This is a genomic window from Agrobacterium sp. CNPSo 3708, from assembly GCF_028674915.1.
GTDB classification, from domain to species: domain Bacteria; phylum Pseudomonadota; class Alphaproteobacteria; order Rhizobiales; family Rhizobiaceae; genus Agrobacterium; species Agrobacterium cavarae.
Genome location: NZ_JAQZSF010000001.1, coordinates 462,438 through 487,971, shown reverse-complemented (window position 1 = coordinate 487,971; position 25,534 = coordinate 462,438). Strand labels below are relative to the sequence as shown.

The 25,534-nt window shown below is 58.6% G+C and carries 23 protein-coding genes; 10 read left to right on the top strand and 13 right to left on the bottom strand.

What is annotated here, in order from left to right:
• Positions 1-21: 21 nt before the first annotated feature.
• From PVA19_RS02275 to PVA19_RS02260, 4 genes are all read right to left on the bottom strand, one after another.
• On the bottom strand, positions 22-657 hold the full coding sequence (locus PVA19_RS02275; protein ID WP_274101013.1) for a nucleoside triphosphate hydrolase: 636 nt from the start codon (positions 655-657) through the stop codon (positions 22-24).
• Positions 654-1,436: an ATP-binding cassette domain-containing protein gene (locus PVA19_RS02270; RefSeq protein WP_062599625.1), complete on the bottom strand. Its 783-nt coding sequence runs from the start codon at positions 1,434-1,436 to the stop codon at positions 654-656. Before PVA19_RS02270 ends, PVA19_RS02275 begins: the two co-directional genes overlap by 4 nt.
• An 11-nt stretch (positions 1,437-1,447) precedes the next feature.
• On the bottom strand, positions 1,448-2,512 hold the full coding sequence (locus tag PVA19_RS02265) for an ABC transporter permease (RefSeq protein WP_062427165.1): 1,065 nt from the start codon (positions 2,510-2,512) through the stop codon (positions 1,448-1,450).
• 134 nt (positions 2,513-2,646) lie between these two features.
• Entirely contained in the window at positions 2,647-3,669 is a 1,023-nt protein-coding gene (locus PVA19_RS02260; protein WP_062427164.1) for a sugar ABC transporter substrate-binding protein, read from the bottom strand.
• A 264-nt stretch (positions 3,670-3,933) separates the two neighbouring features.
• On the opposite strand from PVA19_RS02260, the gene PVA19_RS02255 reads away from it, so the two are divergent.
• Complete coding sequence (locus PVA19_RS02255) at positions 3,934-5,166, top strand: ROK family transcriptional regulator (protein WP_274101012.1); 1,233 nt, start codon at positions 3,934-3,936, stop codon at positions 5,164-5,166.
• A gap of 25 nt (positions 5,167-5,191) precedes the next feature.
• Here the strand turns inward: PVA19_RS02255 and PVA19_RS02250 are convergent, their stop codons facing one another.
• The 7 genes from PVA19_RS02250 to mepA all read right to left on the bottom strand — a co-directional run bounded on the left by PVA19_RS02250 (position 5,192) and on the right by mepA (position 12,327).
• The gene (locus PVA19_RS02250) at positions 5,192-6,181 is read right to left on the bottom strand and encodes an Ldh family oxidoreductase (protein WP_274101011.1); all 990 of its coding nucleotides are present in this window, start codon (positions 6,179-6,181) and stop codon (positions 5,192-5,194) included.
• A gap of 175 nt (positions 6,182-6,356) precedes the next feature.
• A complete protein-coding gene (locus PVA19_RS02245; protein WP_062427161.1) occupies positions 6,357-6,992 on the bottom strand; it encodes a 2,3-bisphosphoglycerate-dependent phosphoglycerate mutase in 636 nt (211 codons plus the stop codon).
• Positions 6,993-7,010: 18 nt separating this feature from the next.
• Positions 7,011-7,838 (bottom strand): 4-hydroxy-tetrahydrodipicolinate reductase, encoded by an 828-nt coding sequence (dapB, locus tag PVA19_RS02240; RefSeq protein ID WP_274101010.1) that lies wholly within the window; start codon positions 7,836-7,838, stop codon positions 7,011-7,013.
• 17 nt (positions 7,839-7,855) lie between these two features.
• Entirely contained in the window at positions 7,856-9,640 is a 1,785-nt protein-coding gene (locus tag PVA19_RS02235) for an ABC transporter ATP-binding protein (RefSeq protein WP_274101009.1), read from the bottom strand.
• A 98-nt stretch (positions 9,641-9,738) separates the two neighbouring features.
• Complete coding sequence (locus PVA19_RS02230) at positions 9,739-10,755, bottom strand: glucokinase (RefSeq protein WP_274101008.1); 1,017 nt, start codon at positions 10,753-10,755, stop codon at positions 9,739-9,741.
• 57 nt (positions 10,756-10,812) lie between these two features.
• Positions 10,813-11,196 carry a methylglyoxal synthase gene (locus PVA19_RS02225; protein WP_062443089.1) on the bottom strand — a complete coding sequence of 128 codons (384 nt, stop codon included), beginning with the start codon at positions 11,194-11,196 and terminating at the stop codon, positions 10,813-10,815.
• Positions 11,197-11,277: 81 nt separating this feature from the next.
• Positions 11,278-12,327, bottom strand: a complete 1,050-nt coding sequence (gene mepA, locus PVA19_RS02220; RefSeq protein ID WP_440598383.1) for a penicillin-insensitive murein endopeptidase — start codon at positions 12,325-12,327, stop codon at positions 11,278-11,280.
• Positions 12,328-12,495: 168 nt separating this feature from the next.
• Between mepA and PVA19_RS02215 the strand changes: the two genes are divergently transcribed.
• The 7 genes from PVA19_RS02215 to PVA19_RS02185 all read left to right on the top strand — a co-directional run bounded on the left by PVA19_RS02215 (position 12,496) and on the right by PVA19_RS02185 (position 22,576).
• A complete protein-coding gene (locus PVA19_RS02215) occupies positions 12,496-14,340 on the top strand; it encodes an extracellular solute-binding protein (RefSeq protein ID WP_274101007.1) in 1,845 nt (614 codons plus the stop codon).
• Between the two features lie 146 nt (positions 14,341-14,486).
• A complete protein-coding gene (locus tag PVA19_RS02210; protein ID WP_130977141.1) occupies positions 14,487-15,578 on the top strand; it encodes a microcin C ABC transporter permease YejB in 1,092 nt (363 codons plus the stop codon).
• Between the two features lie 29 nt (positions 15,579-15,607).
• The gene (locus tag PVA19_RS02205; protein ID WP_246666410.1) at positions 15,608-16,720 is read left to right on the top strand and encodes an ABC transporter permease; all 1,113 of its coding nucleotides are present in this window, start codon (positions 15,608-15,610) and stop codon (positions 16,718-16,720) included.
• 5 nt (positions 16,721-16,725) lie between these two features.
• Positions 16,726-18,378 (top strand): ABC transporter ATP-binding protein, encoded by a 1,653-nt coding sequence (locus PVA19_RS02200; RefSeq protein ID WP_443111615.1) that lies wholly within the window; start codon positions 16,726-16,728, stop codon positions 18,376-18,378.
• A gap of 101 nt (positions 18,379-18,479) precedes the next feature.
• Positions 18,480-19,727, top strand: coding sequence for an NAD(P)/FAD-dependent oxidoreductase (locus PVA19_RS02195; protein ID WP_274101006.1), 1,248 nt, complete (start codon positions 18,480-18,482; stop codon positions 19,725-19,727).
• 183 nt (positions 19,728-19,910) lie between these two features.
• Positions 19,911-21,272: a glutamine synthetase family protein gene (locus PVA19_RS02190; RefSeq protein ID WP_274101005.1), complete on the top strand. Its 1,362-nt coding sequence runs from the start codon at positions 19,911-19,913 to the stop codon at positions 21,270-21,272.
• Positions 21,273-21,274: 2 nt separating this feature from the next.
• Positions 21,275-22,576 (top strand): NAD(P)/FAD-dependent oxidoreductase, encoded by a 1,302-nt coding sequence (locus PVA19_RS02185; protein WP_274101004.1) that lies wholly within the window; start codon positions 21,275-21,277, stop codon positions 22,574-22,576.
• On the opposite strand, the gene PVA19_RS02180 is transcribed toward PVA19_RS02185, so the two are convergent.
• Positions 22,571-23,074: a gluconokinase gene (locus PVA19_RS02180; protein WP_274101003.1), complete on the bottom strand. Its 504-nt coding sequence runs from the start codon at positions 23,072-23,074 to the stop codon at positions 22,571-22,573. The two genes, PVA19_RS02185 and PVA19_RS02180, sit on opposite strands and share 6 nt — an antisense overlap.
• 487 nt (positions 23,075-23,561) lie before the next feature.
• Here PVA19_RS02180 and PVA19_RS02175 point away from each other — a divergent pair, with 487 nt between their 5' ends.
• Together PVA19_RS02175 and PVA19_RS02170 are read left to right on the top strand one after the other, a co-directional pair.
• Positions 23,562-24,053: a VOC family protein gene (locus PVA19_RS02175; RefSeq protein ID WP_274101002.1), complete on the top strand. Its 492-nt coding sequence runs from the start codon at positions 23,562-23,564 to the stop codon at positions 24,051-24,053.
• A gap of 151 nt (positions 24,054-24,204) precedes the next feature.
• Complete coding sequence (locus PVA19_RS02170; protein ID WP_113266347.1) at positions 24,205-24,921, top strand: YoaK family protein; 717 nt, start codon at positions 24,205-24,207, stop codon at positions 24,919-24,921.
• A gap of 4 nt (positions 24,922-24,925) precedes the next feature.
• Here the strand turns inward: PVA19_RS02170 and PVA19_RS02165 are convergent, their stop codons facing one another.
• Positions 24,926-25,378 (bottom strand): hypothetical protein, encoded by a 453-nt coding sequence (locus PVA19_RS02165; protein WP_443111616.1) that lies wholly within the window; start codon positions 25,376-25,378, stop codon positions 24,926-24,928.
• Between the last annotated feature and the right edge of the window lie 156 nt (positions 25,379-25,534).

The following is a 25,534-nucleotide window of genomic DNA, read 5'->3' as shown; positions in this document are numbered from 1 at the left end:
GGGCACACAGGTGACGAGGCGTCAGGTCCAGGTGTCGAGACGAATATCGGCCGGTCGTGAATTTTCGACGACGCGCTTGCCGTTGGGCAGATCGTTCTCGTAAAGCTTGGCGTGGATGGCTTGCTCGTCCAGCCCATAGCCGATCCAGCGATCGCGAAGCCGCTGCTCGAGAACCGGATAGGATGGGCCGACGAAAATGGTGAGGTCGAAGCTGTCTTTCAGCCGGTCCCAGGGTGCTTCATCCAGCAGCAGATAATTGCCCTCTGCAAGAATGAAGCGTGTATCTGCTGAAACGGCTCTTGCGGATGCGATCGCGATTTCCCGGGAGCGGTCGAAGACAGGAACGAGTACCTCTTCGTTACCCTGGCGTACGGCTTTGACGATATCGATAAAGCCACGGACATCGAATGTTTCCGGTGCCCCTTTGCGGGCGATCAGGCCGCGGCTTTCCAAAATCCCGTTGTCCATATGAAAGCCGTCCATCGGCAGGACTTCGGCGGCCTCGCCACGGGCAATCAGGCTGTCTCTCAGGGCATCGGCGAGTGTGGATTTGCCGGCCCCTGGAGGACCGGCTATCGCAATTATGCAGCGACGAGAGTTGGAGTTCTCTGCACGGGCAAGGACATCGTCCGTCAACGCCGCAAGCGTCAGTGTCATGCGGCGATATCCTGGCGTGGCGGTTCTTTCGCGCCCGTCATGAAGGCCACCGCGTCCGACATCGTATAGTCTTTCGGATTGATGACGCAGAGACGTTTGCCGAGACGATGGATGTGAATGCGATCCGCCACTTCGAAAACATGCGGCATGTTGTGCGAAATGAGCACGATTGGCATGCCGCGCGAGCGTACGTCCTGGATGAGTTCCAGAACGCGACGGCTCTCCTTGACGCCAAGTGCCGCTGTCGGTTCGTCGAGAATGACGACCTTTGAACCGAAGGCTGCCGCTCTGGCAACCGCAACGCCCTGCCGCTGGCCACCGGACAGCGTCTCGACCGCCTGGTTGATGTTCTGAATGGTCATCAAACCAAGTTCGGAAAGCTTCTCGCGGGCGAACTTGTCCATCGCCGCATGATCGAGCTTGCGAAACACCGAGCCGAGAATACCAGGCTTGCGGAGTTCCCGTCCCAGAAACATGTTGTCGGTGATCGACAGTGCAGGGGACAGCGCAAGGTTCTGGTACACGGTCTCGATGCCGGCATCGCGGGCTTCCAGCGGTGTTTTGAACTGGACCGGTTTGCCTTCCAGCCGGATCTCGCCTTCATCCGGGCGGATCGCGCCCGACAGTGCCTTGATGAGCGAGGATTTGCCCGCACCATTATCGCCGATCACCGCCAGGATTTCGCCCGGGTAGAGATCGAAGTCGGCATTGTCGAGTGCTGTCACACGGCCATAACGCTTGACGAGACTATGACCTGAAAGAATGGGTTGTCTGTTCATATCCTGGGCCATCAGACGGCTGCCTTTCTGATCCATTGATCCACTGCCACGGCGGCGATGATCAGCCAGCCGGTCAACATAACCTTCCACTGCGGGTCTGCACCGAGCATGTTGAGGCCCATGGAGACCACGCCGACCAGCATGGCGCCGAAGAGCGTTCCGAGAATAGAGCCACGTCCGCCGAAGAGCGAGATGCCGCCGATAACGGTCGCTGTAATGGCCTGCAGGTTGTAGTCGGTTACAGCGGCAGAGGGTGAGATCGAACCGTTACGGCCGATTGCGACCCAGGCCGCGAAGGCTGCTATGACGCCAGCAATGGTGTAGACGCTCAGCAGAACCTTGCGGGTCTGGATACCGGAGAGCTTTGCCGCTTCCGGATCGTCGCCCACGGCATAGACGTGGCGTCCCCAGGCGGTCTGGTTCAGGACGTACCAGAGCACGGCGACGAGCGCGACCATCGCGATGACGCCAAGTGTAAAAATGGCAGAACCGATACGGAAGTTGGTGGCGAAGAGCTGCAGAAGCGGTGCGGTCTGCTGCACGTCGGCATCGCGGATCGTTTCATTGGCCGAGTAGATGAAATTCGTCGCCATGACGATGTTCCACGAACCAAGCGTCACGATGAAGGGGGGGAGTTTGACCACCGCCACCAGGAAACCGTTGAAGAAGCCGCAAAGTCCGCCGACAACGAAGCCCGCGAGAATGGCGATAGGGGTTGGCAGTCCATAGGTGACCGCCACATTGCCCATGACGACGGATGAAATGACCATCACCACGCCGATCGAAAGATCGATACCGGCCGTTAGGATGATCAATGTCTGTGCCGAGCCCAGAATACCGACAACGGCGATCTGCTGCAGGATCAGGGTCAGTGTGTAGGATGAAAAGAACCGTCCGCCGATCGTCATGCCGAAGATCGCAACCGACAGGATCAGGACGATGAGTGGCACGGCTGCCGGTGTCGAGTGTAGAAAATGCTGCGCGCGTTTGAGCGCGGAAACGCTCTGCTGATCGAAGGAGGCGACTTTCTTGTCGCTCCCGTCCAGCACGCGTTCGAATTCTTGAATTCCGCTCATGTTTCCTCCTCCCGCTCGCCAAACATCTATGCGCGGCGCCGAAATGTCAGCCGGGTATTACGAAAGCGAATGGTTTTGAGTGAAGTTGGCCGGGACTGATCCCGGCCATGATCTTCAGATGGTGATTGAGGGCATCAGCCCCAGCACTTCGCCAGGCCTTCCTTGACGCTGATCGAAGGGACACCCTTGACCGGCTTGTCGGTGACCAGCGAAACGCCAGTATCGAAGAAGGACTTGCCTTCCGTCGGCTTCGGCTTTTCACCCGTGTCGGCAAACTTCTTGATGGCCTCGACGCCGAGTGCTGCCATCATCAGCGGGTACTGCTGCGAGGTCGCGCCAATGACGCCTTCCTCGACCGACTTCACGCCTGGGCAACCGCCGTCCACGGAAACGATCAGTACGTTCTTTTCCATGCCAACGGCCTTGAGGGCCTGATACGCGCCGACAGCAGCCGGTTCGTTGATGGTGTGAATGACGTTGATGCCTGGGTCCTTCTGCAGAAGGTTTTCCATGGCCTTGCGTCCGCCTTCTTCATTGCCGTTCGTCACGTCGTGGCCGACGATGCGCGGATCGGTTTCGTCGCCGATCTTGTTCGGGTCTTTCGGATCGATACCGAAGCCGATCATGAAGCCCTGGTCGCGCAGAACGTCGACGCTCGGCTGGTCAGGCGTCAGGTCGAGGAAGCCAACCTTGGCATCCTTGGCGCCGTCGCCCATCGTGCCCTTGGCCCACTCACCGATCAGCTTGCCGGCCAGGAGGTTGTCGGTTGCAAATGTTGCATCGGCAGAGTTGATTGGGTCAAGCGGGGTGTCGAGAGCGATGACGAGAAGGCCTGCATCCCGCGCCTTCTTGATCGTCGGAACGATGCCCTTGGTGTCGGAAGCGGTGATCAGAATGCCCTTGGCGCCATCGGCAATGCAGGACTCGATGGCTGCAACCTGGCTTTCGGAGTCACCATCGACCTTACCGGCGTAAGACTTGAGCGTCACGCCCAGTTCCTTTGCCTTGGCGGTCGCGCCTTCTTTCATCTTGACGAAGAAGGGGTTGGTGTCGGTCTTGGTGATAAGGCATGCCGAAGTATCGGCGGCCGATGCAACCGAAGCGAAAGAAACGCCAAGCGCGAGCGCGCCCAAAAAGGCGGAAACAGTTGTCTTCATATGATCCTCCCAGTGGAAACAAGCAGCCATTTGGATGACTGGTCTGCGGCCCTTCTCCTCCTAGATCAGGCGCCACTGGAAGCGATGGAACCATCAAATTAACAGCCTGTCAATAAATAAATCCAATTGAATTATTAATTCGATCTGTCATTCTCTCAGCCTTGATTGCGAAAGTGGACGGGAGGAGACCGGGACACTTGTCGCAGCCGACATGATGAATGAAGCCGTGGGGCGCTTGCCATTAACGGCCGGGAGGAAAACAAGATGTCGCGTTCCGTGGAGATGTCGCAGACGCCACCTGCGACGGTGACCGATTTGAGCGGCGGTGCCAACCAGGTTCGCGTTCGCGCCTATAATGAGCGGTTGGTTCTTTCGCTTGTGCGTCGTCACAATGCCCTGTCGAAGGCTGAGATCGCCAGGCGTAGCGGGTTATCAGCCCAGACCGTCTCCGTCATCATGCGTTCGTTGGAAAAGGATGGCTTGCTGATCAGGGGCGAGGTGCTTCGAGGGCGCGTCGGGCAACCCTCCACGCCGATGCGGCTCAATCCAGATTCGGTCTACTCCTTCGGCGTGAAGATCGGCCGCCGCAGCGTCGATCTGGTGCTGATGGATTTCGTCGGTCGAATCAGGATGCAATTGCGCAATACGTATCCATACCCAATGCCGGAATGGATTTTGCCCTTCGTCACCGAAGGCATTGCCGAGTTGGAGGGCAGGCTCAATCCGTCAGAACGCGAGAAGATCGCAGGTATTGGGATCGCCGCGCCGTTTGAACTCTGGAGTTGGGCGAAAGAGGTTGGTGCGCCCGAGGGCAAAATGGACAGTTGGAAACAGGTCGATCTTCGCCAGGAGATTGCCGATGCTGTCGACCATCCCGTCTTTCTTCAGAACGATGCGACGAGCGCGTGCGGCGCCGAGCTGGTGTTTGGCAACGGCCAGGCCTATCCGGATTTTCTCTACGTCTTCATTGGCTCGTTCATCGGTGGCGTCGTCGTCCTGAATTCGGCCCTGTTCTCAGGAAGGACTGGCGCGGCAGGCGCGATCGGTCCGCTGCCGGTTCAGGGTCGGGATGGCAAGACGGTGCAGTTGCTGAAGATCGCCTCGATCTTCGTGCTTGAAGACATGCTGCGTGAAAGAGGCATCGACCCCAAGCCGCTGTGGTTTTCTCCCGATGAATGGATCGATTTCGGCGAATCTCTGGAAGTATGGATCCGCAATACCGGTGCCGCACTTGCCCAGGCTGTCATTGCCGCTGCGTCGATCATTGATTTCTCCACCGTCATCATCGATGGCGGCTTCCCAGGCTGGGTGCGCTCGCGCATCGTTGAAGCAACGCGCGACGCTTTGATGCTGCACGATCTTCAAGGTGTGGGCGTACCCGATATCAGGGAGGGTGCGGTCGGAAGTCAGGCACGCGCTATTGGTGGCGCCAGCCTGCCGCTGTTCTCCCGTTATCTTCTAGACCAGAATGTGTTGTTCAAGGAAACTTCGACCTGACAGGCCGCGCACCTTTTGCCAGTTCTTAAAGCGCTTCGATCTGACGCAAGATGTCGTCTTCGATCGTAATTCCATTGTCCAGAGATTGCTTGCGAATGCCCTGGCTGCGGCGGCCTGGAAGCCTTGCATTGCCCTGAGACTCGATTTCGGCGGCCATCTGCGAAACCCTGTCCGCCAGAGCATCATTGCCGGCAATGGTCGGATCGATCGCAATAATCGTGTGCCCGAGAGAGGGCGCCGTTCCCGTATCGTCCAGAAGAGAAGAGGCCTGGAAGCCGAAATTGCCTCCGGTGAGGCCCGCCGCCATGATCTCGACCATGAGCGCCAATGCCGCGCCCTTAGCCTCACCGGCCGGCACCATGGTGCCGTTGATCGCTTCATGTGGATCGGTGGTCGGGCGGCCCTGAGCGTCGAGAGCCCAATCACCTGGAATAGTGACGCCTTTTTGGCGGGCGGCCATGATCTTCCCCCGCGCGACCTTGGAAAGCGCCAGATCGATCACCAGAGGGTCGGCGTCTTTCATCGGCGCGGCAAAGGCGATCGGGTTCGTGCCATAAAGCGGCTTGATGCCGCCCCAAGGCGCCATGGATGCGGGGGCATTGGCAACCATCAAGGCAACGAGGCCCTGTTCTGCCAAACGCTCGACCGTTAAAGCCATGACACCAGCATGATGTGACCGACCGATCGCGGCAAGCGCGATGCCCTGTTCACGTGCAAGCGGCTCTAGCTCCTGGATCGCAAGATCGATAGCCGGATAGGCATAGCCGTGTCCTGCGTCGATCGAGACCACCGCCGGGCGCTCCTTTGTGGCTGTGGGCACGGCTTTGCCATTCACTTTGCCGGAATGAAGCTGAGCCACATAGACCGGTATCCGCCGAAATCCGTGGCCGCCCTGGCCACAAGCCTCCGCGGCAACCAGTGCACGAGCAACGGAGCGCGCGCTTGACGCCAGAACGCCGTTCTTCTCGAAGATGGAAGAAACGAAGTCTTCCGCATGTTCTATGCTGAGTTTCATGACGCAATCTGGAAGGGAACAGAGTGAAAGGATGCCCGGCCGACATTCGGGGATTGGCAGTGACACGCGAGAAAAGCTCGCGAAAACCGTATTGCAACCTGACGGCTTGCCATGCTTCAGCAGCGTGTAGCGGACGGCCCTCGATCAAAAGGTGGGAAGGCCGCCCTTACACGTGTCAATGCGCAGCAGACATGTCGCCCAGCACGTCCTTGGACGCGACGGTGGAGTCGGCATTCAGCTTGTAGACCATGGGCACGCCGGTCGCGAGATTGAGCTTCAGGATTTCTTCCTTGCTCAGCTTGTCGAGCACCATCACCAGCGAACGCAGCGAATTGCCATGGGCGGCAACCAGAACCTTCTCTCCACGCAGAACCCGCGGCAGGATTTCCGTCAGATAGTAAGGCCAGACGCGTGCACCGGTGTCCCGCAGGCTTTCGCCGCCGGGCGGCGGGATGTCGTAGGAGCGGCGCCAGATATGCACCTGCTCTTCGCCCCATTTCTCGCGGGCGTCATCCTTGTTGAGGCCGGAGAGATCGCCATAGTCACGCTCGTTAAGCGCCTCATCGCGGATGGTTTCCAGGCCAGACTGGCCGACATTGTCGAGCACGATCTGGCAGGTTTTTTGCGCCCGGATCAGCGAAGACGTGTAAGCCACATCAAATTTGATACCGTAATCGGCAAGCGCCTTGCCGCCGGCGTTGGCTTCCTGCACGCCGAGTTCCGTCAGATCGGGGTCGCGCCATCCGGTGAAGAGGTTCTTGAGGTTCCAGTCGCTTTGACCGTGACGAACGAGGACGAGGGTTCCGCTCATAAATACTCTCCAGGTTGATTATGAATTGTCTGCCAGACCGAGAACGTCCAGCATGGAATAGAAGCCGGGCTTCTTGTCGAAAGCCCAAAGTGCGGCGGCGATGGCGCCACGCCCGAAAATGCTCCGATCCGCCGCATGGTGCGAGAAGGTCAGTTGTTCTCCCTCACCAGCAAAGATCACGGAGTGATCGCCCACCACCGAACCGCCGCGCAGCGTTGCGAAGCCAATGGTGCCCGCCTGGCGTGCACCGGTATGCCCGTCGCGCACCCTGACGGAGTTTTCGGCAAGATCGATGTTGCGTCCCTGTGCTGCCGCTTTGCCAAGCAGAAGCGCCGTACCGGATGGTGCGTCCACCTTGTGCTTGTGATGCATTTCCAGCACCTCAATGTCCCACTGCTGCGGCCCGAGCGCTTTTGCCGCTTGGCGCGTTAGAACGGAAAGCAGATTGACGCCAAGGCTCATATTGCCGGACTTTACGACGCGCGCATGACGCGCAGCCGCCTTGAACTTTTCCTCGTCCTCGACCGAGCAGCCGGTGGTGCCGATAATGTGGACGATACGCGCCTGTGCGGCAAGACCGGAGAAGATCACACTCGCCGCCGGTGAGGTGAAATCGACCACACCTTCGGCATTGACGAAGGCGGTGAGCGCATCGCTGGTGACCGGAACACCAATTGGGCCGAGACCCGCAATCTCTCCCGCATCTCGTCCAACGAAGGGCGAGCCCTCGCGCTCGATCGCGGCATGGAGTTGAACGCCGGGCGTTTCATGAATGAGACGGATGAGGGTCTGTCCCATTCGGCCTGCAGCGCCAACCACCACCAGTTTCATGCCGTTGCCGCTCATGCCGTCACCCTATGCTCTCAAAGTCCGCGAACGCCTGTCGCCTGAAGATTGTTGAGGCGAGCGTAAAGACCGTCCTCCTGCCGCGCAAGCGTATCATGCGTTCCTTCTTCGACAACCTGGCCCTCATTCATCACCACAATCTTGTCTGCCTTGACGACGGTCGAGAGACGGTGGGCAATGACGATAACCGTGCGTCCGGACATGGCGGTATTGAGCGCCTTTTGCACAACGGACTCTGACTCGGTATCGAGTGCAGACGTCGCTTCATCAAGGAGCAGGATGGGTGCATTGCGGACCAGAGCGCGTGCGATGGACAGGCGCTGACGTTGGCCGCCAGACAGGGTCATGCCGTTCTCACCAACCTGTGTGTCGTAACCCAGCGGCTGCGCCAGAATGAAGTCATGGGCGAAAGCAAGCTTCGCCGCTTCCTCGATTTCGGCGTCTGTCGCTTCTGGACGGCCGTAGCGGATGTTGTCGCGGATCGTGCCCTCGAAGAGATAGGGCTGCTGCGAGACATAGGCGAGATTGAGACGCACCGAATGCGTCGTCACGTCTGCAATGTTTTGCCCATCGATCAAAATCTCGCCGCCCGTCGGATCGTAAAACCGCGGCACGAGGTTGATGATCGTGGATTTCCCGGCGCCAGAGGGGCCGACAAGGGCGGTCGTTTTTCCGCCCTCGGCGACAAAGCTCACGCCTTTGAGGATAGGACCGGAATCCTTGTAGGAGAAAACGACATTGCGAAGTTCCACGGTCGCGTTTTCGATCTTGAGCGGCACCGCATTCGGCTTTTCGCGCTGAACCGGCTCCATATCGAGGATCTCATAGATCATGCGCGCATTCACCACGGCACGTTCCAGCGAGACCTGAAGACGGGCAAGACGGCGCGCTGGATCGTAAGCGAGCAGGAGGGCCGTCACGAAAGCAAAGAAGGCGCCCGGGGGAACGTTGTCATAGATCGCGCGGTAAGCGGCATAAGCGAGCACGCTTGAGACGGCAATTCCGGCGATGGTTTCAGTCAGAGGTGCAGTTCGCTCGGACAACCGCGCGATACGATTGGAACGCCGTTCGGAAGCATCGATCGTCGCGAAGACCCGCTCCTCAAGTGGCTTTTCCATGGTGAAAGCCTTGACGATCGCGATGCCTTGAAGCGTTTCCTGCATGGACCCGAGAACACGACTTCCAAGGATGATGGCTTCTCTGGTCGTTTCCCGAAGTCTTTTGGAGATGTATCGAAGGCCGAGAACCAGCGGCGGCACGATGAAGACGATGATGATCGAGAGGAACGGGTCCTTGACAATCATCACGCCGATCAAGGCAATGAAGGTCAAGAGATCTCGGGCCACGGAGGTGACGGTCAAGTTCATGACGTCGCGGATGCCGCCGATATTCTGGCTGACCTGGGCTGCGAGATGCGCGGAACGGGATTCGCTCAGATACCCGACCGAGAGTGTCATGAGATGCGAGTAAAGACGCTTCTGATAACGGGCAACGATGTTATTGCCAATTTTCGAAAGCGCAACAGATTGGAAGTAGCTCGCAAGTCCCCGAAGGAAGAAAGCCATAAATATTGCACCGCAGATCATAAATGCGAGATCAGCGCGTCGGTTGACGAAGGCTTCGTTGATAATGGAGTCCATAATCCAGGCGGTGAACGCCGTTGATCCTGCGACGATGAGCAGGCAGAAAACGACCAATACATAGCCTTTGATATGGTCGCGCGCATTCTCGGCAAAGACACGCTTCAGAACTGCAGCAATTGTATCGGTGTCCACAGGACCCCGTGACTTGGCGGTTTTCAATCGCTCATCCACCTTTTGATGTTCCGGCGGCAGCGCCGCCTTTTCAAGCGGCGTCTATATCCATTAGGGCAGGCTTTGACCAGCCTCAACTTGGAAGCTCACCTCTGCCAGCGGCGCCCTTCGAGCGTCACGCCGAAATTCTCCGGTGTTCTGGCAAAGCTGGACAGACCGGCAAGTGCTGCCTGCGGGTGGGTCACGACATAGGTTGGAATGGAGCGCATCAGCGCGCTGTGCGGCGCCTTGTCCTCAAAGCCGGCACGAAATTCTGGACGCTTCAGCGCCGGAATGATCTTTTGCGAAATGCCGCCGGCAAGATAGACCCCGCCACGCGCCATGAAGACGAGCGCCATGTCTCCGGCGACGCGCCCGAGATAGGTGCTGAACAGCGAGAGGGTTTCCTCAGCCTGCGCATTCGATCCGCCAAGACCACGTGCGGTGACATCCGCCGGATCGGAGAAGCTCGGCGCGATGTCATCCGCCGCACAGATGGCGCGGTAGAGATTGACGAGGCCTCTGCCGCAGAGAATCTGCTCGCCAGAAATGCGGCCCTCAATCGCTTCGAGGTGAGGGAAAATCTGATGATCCCGTTCCGTCCGTGGCCCAAGATCGACGTGCCCACCTTCACCAGGCACTGGAAACCACATGTTTCGCGCATGAACCAGACCACCCACGCCGAGTCCTGTGCCAGGGCCCAGCACCACGCGCGACGCGATCATATCCGGGCGGTTTGGTCCAATGCGCTCGCGATTGTCGTCGTCAAGTGCGGCAATCGCCAGAGCCTGCGCTTCGAAGTCATTGACGACCACGACATCGCCCAAGTCGAGATTGCTCAGCATCTCCTTCGGTTTGACGATCCAGTGGCAATTGGTCAGCGGGATCTCGTCGGACTCGATCGGTCCGGCCACGGCAAGGAGCGCCGAGACCGGTTTGATCGCCGTGTTGCTCAAAACCGCAATCTTGATGGCATCATCAATCGAGGGATAGTCGGCGGTTTTGACGGTGGTCAGATGAACGGCTTCAGATGTGGCGTCCGGCAGGATGCAGAAACGGGCATTGGTGCCGCCGATATCTCCAATGAGGATCGGAAAGGAAAGATGATCGTTCTGATTGGGCATCACTGCTCCTGAAGCCGCCTGATTTTGAAAATAGGATACGCCGCGCTCGCTGAGCGCCTATCTGTTGATGTGAAAGTCGATCAGTCGCTCGGCCGTCGCGCGGTTGAGCGCCATCGGTATGTCGTAGACCGTGGCAAGCCGTGTCAAGGCTTTCACGTCCACATCATGCGGCATGGAGGTCAGCGGATCGACAAAGAAGATCAGCATGTCGACATCGCCGGTCGCAATCATCGCGCCGATCTGCTGATCGCCGCCGAGAGGCCCGCTTTTCAGACGAATCACGTCGAGCTTGGGACAGGCATCCTGCACACGACCACCCGTCGTTCCCGTGGCGACAATACGGAAAGTCGACAGCGCATCCTGATGCTCGCGGGCAAACTCCGCCATGTCGTCCTTCTTCTGATCATGCGCAATCAGCGCAACGCAGCGTTTGCTGTCCATCATCCGTCCCACGCGTTTTTTAAATCGATTTGAAGCCTTCTATATCAACTCTGCCAAGTTTGAAAAGCGGGCCTCTTGGGATCAATTCATCGAAGGGCGCGCAGAGGGACGCGGAACATCTGCCGGCGGAACCGGCCCGCCAGGCGAGGGGGCAATGGGCGTGGTGGTCGCTGGAGCCGCAGGGGTGGTGTAAGCACTTTGTACCGCAGTCTGCGACCTTCCTGCGGAAGGTGCGACCGCAATGGCGGCGCAGGCCTTTGGCAAGTCCGACACCATCATCGGTCTTGGCGGTTTCGGCGGTTTGGCGTTTGGATCCTTCTTCGGTGCCGCCCATGGTTCCTTGGTAAACCACCAGGCAAGCGACTTGTCGCAGCCATCACCCGGACCCACCGCCGCCTGCGGCTTGCAGTCTGTTGCACCGGCGGGGCAGGAGAGGCGGACGTGGAAATGCTCGTCATGGCCGTAGATCGGACGGATTTTGCCCATGAAAGTGCGGTCGCCGGTCCAGCTTTGGCAAAGCTTCTGCTTGATGGCCGGGTTGACGAAGATGCGCTCCACCTGCGGATAGCTCGCTGCCATCATCACCAGCCGTGCATTGAGTGGAGACCATTTGCGGTCGTCAACGGTCAGAAACTTGCTCTTGTCGAGCATCGAGATGAAGGGCGTATCCTCACGCTCCTGCGCGCTCATGATGTGGTCGGGCATCTTGCGCCACCAGATATCGACATCCAGCCCGATCTGATGCGAGGCGTGACCGGTCAGCATGGGACCGCCGCGGGGTTGGGAGATGTCGCCAATCAGGAGGCCTGGCCAGCCGATTTTCTGCGAATCCTGCGCGAAACGTTCGATGAAGGAAACGAGCTGCGGTTGACCCCAGCGCCGGTTGCGTGAGAGGCGCATAGCCTGAAAACCTTCGCCCTCGGTTGGCAAGGCGACCGCGCCGGACTGGCATCCTTTTGCATAGGAGCCATAAGACTTTGAGGGCCCGGCGGAGGGAAGCTCGATATGGCCGAAAACCTGCTTTGCGGGCTGGTCTTGCGCAAAGGCTGGCGCGAAATCTGCGCCAATCATCGAGACGACCGAAAAAGCGATAAGCGAAAGCCTGCGCGCTGCCATTGTCTTTAATCTCATTCGTCGCCGCCTGCGATCCGGTTGATTCTATGGTCCGATATTACGCTGGATCGCGAATTTGGTGAAAGCATGTTTGCGGATAAACCGCTTGTGAGCCGGCACCTCTATTTTTTGACATTGTTTGGCTTATGCTTCGCCGCACCAAGCATCAAAAAGGAACATCCGCCCATGGCTTTGGCAAGCGCAAAATCCCTCCTGCTCGTAGGCATGGCAGTGTCGCTTTTGGCATCCTCGACAGGGGCAAAAGCGCAGGAGGAGGGGCAATGGCGTGTGGGCATTGCGACCGTCGGGGAGTTGAAGCACCCGAAGGGCTTCGAGCGCTTTGATTATGTCAATCCGAACGCACCGAAGGGCGGCACTTTGCGACTGTCGACAGCAGGTACGTATGACACCCTCAATCCTCTTCTTGCCAAGGGAGAAGCTGCAACAGGTCTCGGCGCGGTCTTCGATACGCTGATGAGGTCATCCGAAGAGGAGCTCTCGGCGTCCTACGGCCTCCTTGCGGAAGGCTTGACCTATCCAGCTGATATGTCCAGCGCGACGTTTAGATTGCGCGCCGAAGCCAAATTCGCGGACGGAAAACCTGTGACTCCGGAAGATGTGGTTTTCAGCTTTGACAAAGCTAAAGAGCTCAATCCGCAGCTCGCAACCTACTACACGCACGTCACCAAAGCCGAAAAGACCGGCGATCGGGAGGTGACCTTTACCTTCGACGAGAAAAACAACCGCGAACTCCCGCAGATCGTCGGACAGTTGCTTGTTGTTCCCAAACACTGGTGGGAGGCCAACGGTCCGGATGGAAAGCCACGCGACATTTCGCGCGGAACGTTGGAGCCAGTTATGGGGTCCGGCCCCTATAAGATTGCCTCGGTGGCTCCGGGCTCCACGATTACTTATGAGTTGCGCGACGATTATTGGGGCAAAAACCTCAACGTCAATGTCGGAATGAACAACTTCAAGACGATCAGCTACACCTTCTACACCGATCGCGATGTGGAGTTTCAGGCCTTTAAAGCAGGCAACACCGATTTCTGGCAGGAAAACTCCGCCGGTCGCTGGGCAACCGGCTATGACTTTCCAGCCGTCAAGGACGGACGGATCAAGCGCGAGGAACTTCCCAACATCTACCGCTCCGTCGGTATTATGCAGGCTTTCGTGCCGAACGCACGCCGCGACAAGTTCAAGGATCCGAGAGTCCGCAAAGCGCTGAACCTGGCCTATGACTTTGAGGATATGAACAAGACACTGTTTTTCGGCCAGTATCAGCGGATCAACAGCTTCTTCATGGGCAGCGACCTTGCCTCATCCGGTTTGCCTCAGGGCAAAGAGTTGGAAATTCTGACCGAAGTGAAAGATGAGGTGCCGCCGGAGGTCTTTACCACCGAGTATCGCAATCCCGTTGGCGGGGATCCGGCCAAGCAGCGCGACAATCTGCGTGAAGCTGTCAAGCTTATGAAGGAGGCAGGCTACGAGTTGCGGGGCAACCGAATGGTCAACGCGAAAACGGGCCAACCATTCGATTTCGAAATTCTTGTCGATTCGCCCGCCATGGAGCGCGTCGTTCTGGCCTACACACAAAACCTCAAGAAAATCGGCATCAACGCGACGGTTCGAAACGTCGATTCATCGCAATATACCAATCGCACACGCGCCTTCGATTATGACATGATCGTCAATCTCTGGGCTCAGACCTCCAATCCTGGCAATGAACAGGCCGATTACTGGGGTTCTGCAGCCGCAAACCGCCAAGGCTCGAAGAACTTTGCCGGGATCAGCAATCCTGCGATCGACAAGATCGTCCGCAAGATCATCTTCGCTCCCACCCGTGAGGACCAGGTTGCTGCCGTTAAGGCGCTGGATCGGGTTCTGCTGGCCGGAAATTACGTCATCCCGCAATTCTACCGTGGCGAGATGACGGTTGCCTACTGGAACACCATCGTTCGCCCAACGGAACTGCCCTATTACGGCATCGGCTTCCCCGAGGCCTGGTGGTCGGCCAGTGCGGCAAAATGAGCTTGGTCTTGCTTTATAGGCCAAGCCTTGATTCACATGTCTAAAGACGAATCATTAGGCGGGCAAAAGCTGCCGCTCGCCGGGAAAGGAAACGGTTTGACAGTAAGGATGACAGCCGAGCGCGCTTGCCTGGAGCGTGACCTCTAATGGGAGCCTATATTCTCCGGCGTCTGGCGCTCATGATCCCGACGATTATCGGCATCATGGGCATTTCCTTTCTCGTCATTCAGTTTGCACCCGGCGGCCCGGTCGAACAGGTCATCGCCCAGCTGTCCGGTTCAGGTGACAGCGCTGCCGACCGCCTGTCCGGCGGCGGCGACCTCATGGGCGGCGGTGGTGTGGATGAAAGCGGATCGAAATATCGCGGCGCTCAGGGCCTCGATCCGGAGTTGATCGCCAAGCTCGAAAAGCAGTTCGGTTTCGACAAGCCGCCGCTGACGCGCTTTCTGGAGATGATGTGGAACTACATCCGCTTCGACTTCGGCGACAGCTTCTTCAGAAATTCTTCTGTCATCGATCTCATCATCGACAAAATGCCTGTGTCGATTTCGCTCGGCTTCTGGATTCTGATCATTTCCTACGCCATATCCATTCCGCTCGGCATCAAGAAGGCGGTAGAGGACGGCTCGAAATTCGACGTCTGGACGTCCGGCATTGTCATTATCGGTTATGCCGTGCCGAGCTTCCTCTTTGGCATTCTGCTGATCGTGCTGTTCGCTGGCGGTTCCTTCTTCGACTGGTTCCCGTTGCGTGGTCTCACCTCGGACAATTTTGCCGACCTGACATGGTGGCAGAAGATCATCGACTATTTCTGGCATCTGACATTGCCGCTGACAGCGCTCGTCCTGTCGGCCTTTGCCACCACGACGCTGCTCACCAAGAACTCCTTCATCGATGAGATCAAGAAGCAATATGTGGTCACCGCGCGCGCCAAGGGTCTTTCCGAGCGGAAAGTTCTCTACGGCCACGTCTTCCGCAACGCCATGCTGATCGTCATTGCCGGTTTTCCCGGTGCCTTCATCTCCGCCTTTTTCACCGGTTCGCTGTTGATTGAGAACATCTTCTCGCTGGATGGCCTCGGCCGGCTTGGCTATCTGTCCGTCGTTAATCGTGATTATCCGATCGTGTTCGGTACTCTCTTCATCTTCTCGCTCATGGGTCTCGTCGTCGGTCTGGTTTCCGACCTGATCTACACCTGGATCGATCCGCGCATCGACTTTGAGCGGAGGGACGTGTGATGACTGTCTCCACGCCTGTTACGGACACGATGCCACCGCAGAAACGTCCTTTTTTCTCGCCGACGAGCATTCGCCGTTGGCAGAACTTCAAGGCGAACCGCCGCGGCTACTGGTCCTTCTGGATATTCCTCGCGCTTTTCGGCCTCAGCCTTTGCGCCGAGTTCATCGCCAATGATAAGCCGATCCTGGCGTCCTACAAGGGCGAGTTGCTGGTTCCTGTTCTGGTGGATTACCCGGAAGAAAAGTTCGGCGGCTTCCTGGCTCAGACCGATTATAAGTCCTCCTATATTCAGGATGAGATCAACGCCAATGGTTGGATGATCTGGCCGCCGATTCGCTATTCCTATCAGACGGTAAATTCCAATATTCCCCATTCCGCACCCACGCCGCCCTTCTGGTTGATGACCAAGGAGGAGCGTTGCTCCGGCTATCCGCAAGGGGCGGCTGATCCCGGCTGCACGCTTGGCAATCTCAATTGGCTCGGTACCGATAACCAGGCGCGCGACGTCACGGCGCGTATCATCTACGGCTTCCGCATCTCGGTCCTTTTCGGCCTGGCGCTCACCATCTGCTCGGCCATCGTCGGTGTGACGGCCGGTGCGGTCCAGGGTTATTTCGGCGGCTGGACCGATCTCCTGATGCAGCGCTTCATCGAGATCTGGTCGTCCATGCCGGTGCTCTATATCCTGCTGATCATCGCAGCCATCCTGCCGCCCGGCTTCTTCGTGCTGCTCGGCATCATGTTGTTGTTCTCTTGGGTCGGCTTCGTCGGGGTTGTCCGTGCCGAATTCCTGAGGGCGCGCAATTTCGAATATGTGAATGCCGCACGCGCACTTGGTGTCGGCAACGCCACCATCATGCTCCGGCACCTGCTGCCGAACGCCATGGTCGCAACGCTCACCTTCCTGCCTTTCATCCTCTCCGGCTCGATCACGACGCTGACATCGCTCGACTTCCTCGGCTTCGGCATGCCACCCGGCTCGCCATCACTGGGTGAACTGATTGCCCAAGGCAAAAACAATCTCCAGGCGCCGTGGCTGGGGCTGACAGCCTTCTTCACCATGTCGATCATGCTCTCGCTGCTGATCTTTACCGGAGAAGCGGTGCGCGATGCTTTCGATCCGCGCAAGACGTTCCGGTGATGGCCATGTCTCCAACAAATGCAGGCACAATGACCGCACCCCTCCTCTCCGTCCGAGACCTCTCCGTTGCCTTCCATCAGGGCGGCAAGGAAAGTCTCGCTGTCGACCGGGTTTCCTTCGACATCATGCCCGGCGAAGTGCTGGCGCTGGTTGGCGAATCCGGTTCTGGCAAGTCGGTGACGGCCAACTCCATCCTGAAGCTTTTGCCCTATCCCGCCGCAAGCCATCCATCGGGCCAAATCCTGTTCGAGGGCAAGGATTTGCTGACGCTGCCGATGCGCGATCTGCGATCGGTGCGCGGCAATGATATCACCATGATCTTCCAGGAGCCGATGACCTCGCTCAATCCGCTTCACAGCATCGAGCGGCAGATCGGCGAAATTCTGGAGCTGCACCAGGCTCTCACCGGTGCGCCTGCACGTACCCGCATCCTGGGACTGCTCAATCAGGTGGGCATTCGCGATCCGGAAAAGCGGCTGAAGGCGTTTCCGCACGAGCTTTCCGGCGGGCAGCGTCAGCGTGTGATGATCGCTATGGCGCTCGCAAACCGGCCCAAACTCCTGATCGCCGACGAGCCGACGACGGCGCTTGACGTGACGGTGCAGGCGCAAATTCTCGAGCTGCTGGCCGGGCTGAAGAATCAGCATCACATGTCGATGCTGTTCATCACCCACGATCTCGGTATCGTGCGCAAATTTGCCGATCGTGTCTGCGTCATGACCAAAGGTAAGATCGTCGAGACGGGCACTGTCGAGCAGGTCTTCACCAACCCCCAGCACGCCTATACCCGCCATCTTCTGGCCGCTGAACCGAAAGGTGAGCCACCACCTGCCGACGATAAGAAGCGGGTGGTCATGCAGGGTGCCGACATCAAGGTCTGGTTCCCGATCAAGGCCGGCCTGATGCGCAAGGTCGTGGACCACGTCAAGGCGGTGGATGGCATCGATATCACCCTTCGTGAGGGCCAGACGGTCGGCGTGGTGGGCGAATCCGGCTCCGGCAAGACGACGCTCGGGCTTGCGCTCTCGCGGCTGATTTCCTCGAAGGGCCGGATCAGCTTTATCGGTCAATCCATCGACGCCTATTCCTACGCCATGATGAAGCCGCTGAGAAACCGCCTTCAGGTGGTGTTCCAGGATCCCTACGGTTCTCTCAGCCCCCGCATGTCTGTCGGAGATATCATTGCCGAAGGTCTGAAGGTGCATGAAACTTCGCTATCCTATGAGGAGCGCGACCGGCGCGTCGCGACCGCGCTGGAAGAAGTGGGGCTCGATCCTGCAACGCGCTGGCGCTACCCGCATGAATTTTCCGGCGGCCAGCGGCAGCGTATCGCCATTGCCCGCGCCATGGTGCTGAAACCGCGCTTTGTCATGCTGGATGAGCCGACATCGGCGCTGGACATGAGCGTGCAGGCGCAGGTGGTCGATCTCTTGCGCGATCTCCAGTCCAAACATGATCTCGCCTATCTCTTCATCAGCCACGACCTCAAGGTGGTGAAGGCGCTCGCCAACGAGGTGATCGTCATGCGCCACGGAAAGATCGTCGAAAGCGGCCCCGCCAAGTCTATCTTCGAGGCGCCGAAAGAAGATTACACCCGTGCGCTGATGGCCGCTGCCTTCAACATCGAAGCGGTCAAGACCGCAGCCGTGAGCGAGTAAAGACCTCCAAGCAAATGGTGGCGAGGCGGTTTTGCTGTTGCGTTCGATGATGGGGAGCGCCATCTTTCTCAAACGTCTGATGACGGCAGAGGAAGAAGAGAATGGCAGCGGATGTGATCGTATTGGGTGCCGGGATCATTGGGGTCTCGGTGGCGGTTCAACTGGCAAGACGCGGAAAATCCGTCGTGCTTCTCGATCGCCGCGGACCTGGCGAGGAAACATCCTTCGGCAATGCCGGTCTCATTCAGCGTGAGGGCGTCGTGCCCTATGGCTTCCCGCAGGATCTGGGACTGCTCGCGCGCTACTCGCTCAACAACCGCATCGACGCCCATTATCACATGGCCGCAATGCCAAAGATCGCGCCGTTTCTGGCGCGCTACTGGTATCACTCGCAACCGGCACGGCATGCCGCGATTTCCCGTTCCTACGCGCCGCTGATCGAACATTCGATTACCGAGCATTCGATCCTGATCGACGAGGCCAAGGCCAGCGATCTTATCGTCAAGAATGGCTGGATGGAGGCTTACCGAACGGAGGCCAAGCGGGACGACGATTTTGCCTTTGCCGAGCGCCTCGCGCGCGATCACGGCATTTCTCATACCAAGCTGACCCGGCAGGAGTTGGCGCAAGCAGAGCCGCATCTGTCGCACGATTTCGTCGGTGGGCTTAAGTGGGACGACCCCTGGTCGGTTCTCGACCCGCATGGTCTCACCATGGCCTATCTGCGCCTGTTCGAAAGTCTGGGCGGTACCTTCGTCAAGGGCGACGCGGCGGCTCTCTCTCAGACGCCGGCCGGCTGGAAAATCCAGACGGAGAATGGCCTGATTGAAGCTGAGAGCGTCGTGGTTGCCTTGGGTCCGTGGTCCGATACCGTGACGACACGGCTCGGCTATCGCTTCCTGATGGGAGTGAAGCGCGGTTACCACATGCACTACGCCCCCCAGGATGGAACGAAGCTCAACAACTGGCTGATCGATGCCGAGCGCGGTTATTTCCTGGCACCGATGAAGAAGGGCATCCGCCTGACAACGGGTGCGGAATTTGCCGATCGCGATGCACCGAAATCGCCTGTCCAGCTTTATCGGGCGGAGCGCGTGGCCCGGACCATCTTTCCGCTGGGTGGCAGGCTGGACGCCGAACCCTGGATGGGTGCGCGTCCCTGCACGCCGGATATGATGCCGGTCATCGGCAAAGCGCCGCGCCATAAGAGCCTATGGTTTGCCTTCGGTCACGCCCATCATGGCCTGACGCTGGGGCCGATTACAGGGCGGATTTTGGCTGAAACAATGCTTGGCGAAACACCCGTCATTCCGATCGGACCCTACGCCGCGGAGCGCTTCAACCCCTGACACACCGATTAGGGGTGGTCTTCCTGCAAAAGCCCGCTTAACATGCAAGCTAGGGAGGAAAAGGGTATGCAGCGGGGCACAAAGTCACGATGACGGCGCGATATATGATCTACCAGCAGCAGGATGACTTTCGTTAGCGTCGGCTTTCCTTAGCCGATCGAAAGAGCAATGACATCCTGGTGAATGATGGCTGATATCGAATACGCAAAGACCTTTTTCCAACAGAACCCCGACATCGAAATTCTCGAGGCCTTCGTCATTGACGCCAATGGCATTCCACGGGGCAAGTGGATCCCGCGAGAGCGGGCGCTCGACGTGCTGGAAAAGGGCATGGCCGTTCCCCGCTCGGTCTATGCCCTGGATATCTGGGGCCGCGACGTGAACGCCGCCGGACTGGCGGAAGGAACCGGCGATCCTGACGGCTTGTGTGTTGCGGTGCCAGGCACCCTGTCGCGCGTCACCTGGCTTGGGCGGCCCACGGCGCAAGTGCTACTGGCCATGACCGAGCCGGATGGCGCTGGTTTCTTTGCGGATTCGCGGCATGTTTTGGCGCAGGTTCTGTCGGGCTTTACCAAGCGTGGCTTGACCCCAGTCGTTGCCACCGAACTTGAATTCTATCTGATCGACCCGGTCCGCTCCGCGCTTGATCCGGTGCGCCCGCCCAATAGCCGGGAAGGGCGCTGGCATACGGGTCAGACGCAGGTTCTCTCCATTTCCGAGCTTCAGGATTTCGAAGACGTCTTCCACGACATCGCCACCGCCTGCCGCGCGCAGAATGTGCTGGCCGATACGACGCTTCGGGAAAATGGGCCCGGGCAATATGAAATCAACCTCAACCACGTACCGGATGCGCTGCAGGCGGCGGATTTCGCCGTTTTCCTCAAGCGCATCGTCAAAGGGGTGGCGCGCAAGCACGGGCTGGACGCCACCTTCATGGCCAAGCCCTATGGTACCCAGGCTGGCAATGGCATGCATGTGCATTTCTCCGTCCTCGATAAGGATGGACGAAACATCTACATGGGCGAGGACGGACCCTCGGAAGCGCTCATGCACAGCGTCGGCGGTCTTCTGGAGAATATGGGGGAAAGCATGGCGGTGTTTGCGCCGCATGCCAATTCCTACCGGCGGCTGCGCCCCAGCGAACATGCGCCGACCTATGCCTCCTGGGGTTTTGACAACCGCTCTGCCGCAGTGCGGGTGATCACCGCCAGCAAGCCCGCAACCCGCATCGAGCATCGTGTGGCCGGTGCCGATACCAACCCTTACCTCGTGCTTGCCATGATCCTGAACGCGGCGCTCTCCGGCATGCGGGAGAAGCGCCAGCCGGGCGGGGCGATTGCAGGCGATAGCCACGCCATCAACCACGAGCCCTTGCCGACGAACTGGGATTATGCGGTCCAGCGCTTTGCCCGTTCGAGCTTTGCCTATGCCACGCTCGGCCAGCGCTACAGAACGCTCTATGCCGCCTGCAAGCAGCAGGAAATTTCCGAATTCTCGCTTCGCGTCACCGATGTGGAATATGACGCCTATATCAGGACGGTGTGAACATGGCTCACGTAACCGCGCTTCCCAATCCCGGTCATACGACCTCCTGGTATGCGGCCTCCGCCAATGACAAGAGCGTGCGCCCCAAGCTCGAGGGCGAGATGCACGCGGATATCTGCGTGATCGGCGCAGGGTTCACCGGCATGTCCGCCGCCCTGGAACTTGCGGAAAAAGGTTTCTCCGTCATCGTTCTGGAAGGCACGCGCATCGGCTTTGGCGCCTCTGGGCGCAATGGCGGGCAGATCGTCAACGGCTATAGCCGCGATCTCGAAACCATTGCCGGACGCTATGGGCAGGAGAAGGCGGTCAAGCTCGGTGAGATGTCGCTTGAAGGCGGACAGATCATTCGCGAGCGTGTGGCGAAATACGGGATCGACTGCGATCTGGTGGATGGCGGTTTCTTTGCCGCCTTCACGCAAAAGCAGATCCAGGAAATGGAAGCGAACAAGACCCATTGGGAGAAGCACGGCCATTCCGGGTTGGAAATGGTTTCCAAGGCAGAGGTCGGCCACTATGTGAAGTCAGATCGTTATGCCGGCGGCATGATCGACCGTTTCGGCGGGCATATCCATCCGTTGAATTATGTGTTGGGGGAGGCGGCGGCTGTCGAGAAGCTGGGCGGTCGAATCTTCGAAAATTCCAGGGTCATCGGCGTTGAGAAGGGCACGAGCCCGACGGTCAGAACCGCGCATGGCAAGGTCACGGCAAAATACGTGCTGGTCTGCGGCAATGCCTATCTTGGCAAGCTCTTGCCGGAAATCGGCGATCGCATGATGCCGGTGTCGAGCCAGGTCATGGCGACGGAACCGCTTGATGCGGGCCTGATCGAAAGCTTGCTTCCGGCAAACTACTGTGTCGAAGATGCCAATTACATTCTCGACTATTATCGGCGCACCTCCGATAACCGCCTGCTTTATGGCGGCGGTATCGGTTATGGCGGCAGCGATCCGGCCGATCTGACCAGCGTTATCCGTCCCAACATGCTGAAAACCTTTCCGCAATTGAAGGACGTCAAGATCGACTTTGCCTGGAGCGGCAATTTCGCGCTGACGCTGACGCGCATTCCGCATATGGGGCGGCTGTCGGAGAACATCTATTTCTCCCACGGAGACAGCGGCCATGGTGTCACCACGACGCAATTGCTTGGGCGCATTCTGGCGGAAGTTGTGTCCGGACACGCAGGTCGCTTCGATGTCTGGTCGTCGCTGCCGAACTTCCAGTTTCCTGGCGGCAAGACGTTCCGCGTGCCGCTGACCGTCCTGGGGGCGTGGTGGTACGGCCTGCGCGATAAGCTCGGTCTATAGGGCCTTCAAACCTTTCAGCGCGTTGTCGACGATTTCGTCCGGCGTGGCATCTATGTCGACAGTTACGACGCCTGGCTCGCCGGTCGGCACTTCCAGCGTGTCGAGCTGCGTCTTCAACAGCGACAGCGGCATGAAATGGCCTTTGCGTGCACCCATGCGCTGCGTCAAAAGCTCAACGCTGCCCTCCAGAAAGACAAAGGCTAAAGGTCCGCCACAGGCGGTCCGCAGCCGATCGCGATAGGACTTCTTCAGGGCCGAGCAGGAAATCACAACGCCACCGGCCTCATAGCCCTGGCGAAGCTCAGCACCCACGAGATCGAGCCAGGGCCAGCGATCCTCGTCGGTGAGCGGCGTGCCAGCGCTCATCTTCTCGACATTGGCCTTGGGGTGCAGCCTGTCGCCTTCCTGAAATGGCATGCCAAGCTTTTCCGCCAGCTCAGCCCCGACCGTGGATTTGCCGCAGCCGCTGACTCCCATCACGATGATTGCCTGTTTCATGCAAAAAACCTTTCATGCCTGCAGCACCGGCCCATAAATCAGCGTTGATTTTCGGGAAATCACGATGCGTTGCTCTATCTCGTCGTGGCCTAGCAAGAAGGCGAGGATAAGAAAATGGTTTTTATCAGAGGCGACTTAACAAGCGGCTGGATGGATGCCGGAGCAAACGTCACCATAGATTTTCCCGCAGCCGCCACGCCCCAACCCGTCCTGTTGGAGGTCGAGATCTTGCTCGCCGGTCAAAACTCGCATGGAGCCTCTCAGCATAACCGCTCCCATTTCACGTAAACTTAGACGCCAGGAGTTTATCGGCTATAGGTTCATGCACGGGTATTTATAAAATTTGGCAGTTGTTTCGGGATTTTTAGGATTGGCCTTGCTGCGTCACATCGAACCGGGATCTGTTGGACCACATGTGACTAGTAGCCGTAATCGTAATGACAAGCCAAAGCCTTCGTCAGCTCGGGCACAGACGTAGCTGGTCGATATGAGAGGATTGAAAATGGCCGAAGATGCTGGCGTGATCGCTGTCGACCATATGGGATTCTCGGTCGCCTCGTTGGAGGAGGCGATCCAGTTTTGGACTGAGGCGATGGGTTTCGAGCTTGCTCGCCGAGGAGAGATGGGTGGGGAGTTCCTACGGGAGGCCACGGGGGTTGACGATCCGCATTGCCGAATAGCGCTGGTGACGGCTCCAAACGGCTACCCTATCGAGCTGCTTGAATATTCGACAGGCCGCAGGCTGGGACAGACACCTCGCAGCGCAGGTGCGATCGGCGCCGCGCACATCGCCATCACGGTTGCGGATATCCGCGCGGCGATCGCGCGGGTTGAGATGGCGGGGTGGGCAGTGAAGGGTTCGCCGCAGCCGATACCAGCCGGCCCCCGAAGCGGAACGGTGGTCGCATACATCTCCGGTCCGGATGGTATCACCATCGAGCTGATGCAGCCGCCAGTTCAACATTCCCGCGTCGTGTGATGCCCCCTCGATCCGGGAAAGCTCCTTTTTTGTAGGTTTTCTGTGCCGTTGTTAGCCAACCCCCAACTCTTTGAAGCTATGCTTCGTGTTTATCCGAAAATCGAGTTCGATTTTCGGGCCGATGCTGTAAGTCTCTGCACGCCGAGGCACCATGACCAGACAAAGACGCCGTAACATCATCAAGGCAAGGCGCACCGGAATGGGGCTTGCGCTCGTGGCGGCCATCTCCTTCATCGCAGGGATGACCGATGCGATCGGGCTGATGATGTCGGGGGACTTCGTGTCGTTTATGACGGGCAACACCACCCGTGCGGCGATCTCGCTGGAGGCCGGTCAGTATGATCACGCGCTGAAGCTCTTTCTCGCCATCATCACCTTCGTCGCCGGCAACGCCGCGGGCATCATCGTCGCGCACAGCTCGCAACGGCGCATCTTCACCGTGCTGTGCTCGGTCGCCATCCTGCTGGCGCTGGCCGCCCTGATGCAGACATCCGCGCTTCGACCTTTTGACTTCTACCTGATCGTCTTTGCCATGGGCATGATCAATGCGGCGGTCGAGCATATCGAGGGTCTGCCGATCGGGCTGACCTATGTGACGGGGGCTCTCTCGCGCTTCGGTCGCGGCGTTGGCCGCTTCATTTTAGGCGAGCGAAAGGTCGACTGGTCCATCCAGCTTGTTCCGTGGATTGGCATGGTGTCGGGTGCAATCTCCGGCGCAATCCTTGCCAGCTTTTTTCCGGGCGGTGCGCTGCTGGTCGTCAGTCTCACGGTGTTTGCGGTGGCGCTTGCGAGCATGCTCATGCCGCGCTCGCTCAGAACCCGTTACAACCAGCGCGTCGCAATCAAACGCGCCCCAAAGGGGGCGTGACGTCCTACTTGCGGGACAGCGTGACGAAGGCCGTGCCACGCACGCGCACCGTCATTTCGCAAGGCGCGCTATCGGTACGTTCGCAATAGCGCGGATGCATTTTCAGCACGAAGACCATGTTGCCGAAGCGCTGGATGAAATCGTAGCCATAGATGGTTGCGGTGGCGATCAGTAGATAGCCGCCCTCTTTCACCTGCACATAGAAATTATAAGGGCAGCCATCATCGTTGCAGGTGGTGCTCTTGTGACCGTCGCAGGTCAGTGCCCCACGATTGGTAACCGCATCCATCAGCCCGTCATTGTTGATATCGATGCGGGAGATGTAGTCCGGTCCGAACTCGGCAACCTTGCACTGCTTCTGGAAGAAAGCCTTCTCATAAACTTCCGGATCGCTCACCAACTCCTGTTGAGCGCGCGCTGGCGTCATCAGGCTCACAAGCGCCAGAAGGCAGAGCATGGATGAGAAGAGACGTTTCAAGGCTGTGTCCTTCGTGGTCTGATCGCTGCCGTCAGGGGTGTCCATAAGCAAAACGACTTCACCTTTACCGGATTTGCGTTATGGATGGCGCAGCATGATGATGGCGAGGTCTATAACCCGCCGCGCTTGCGTCAC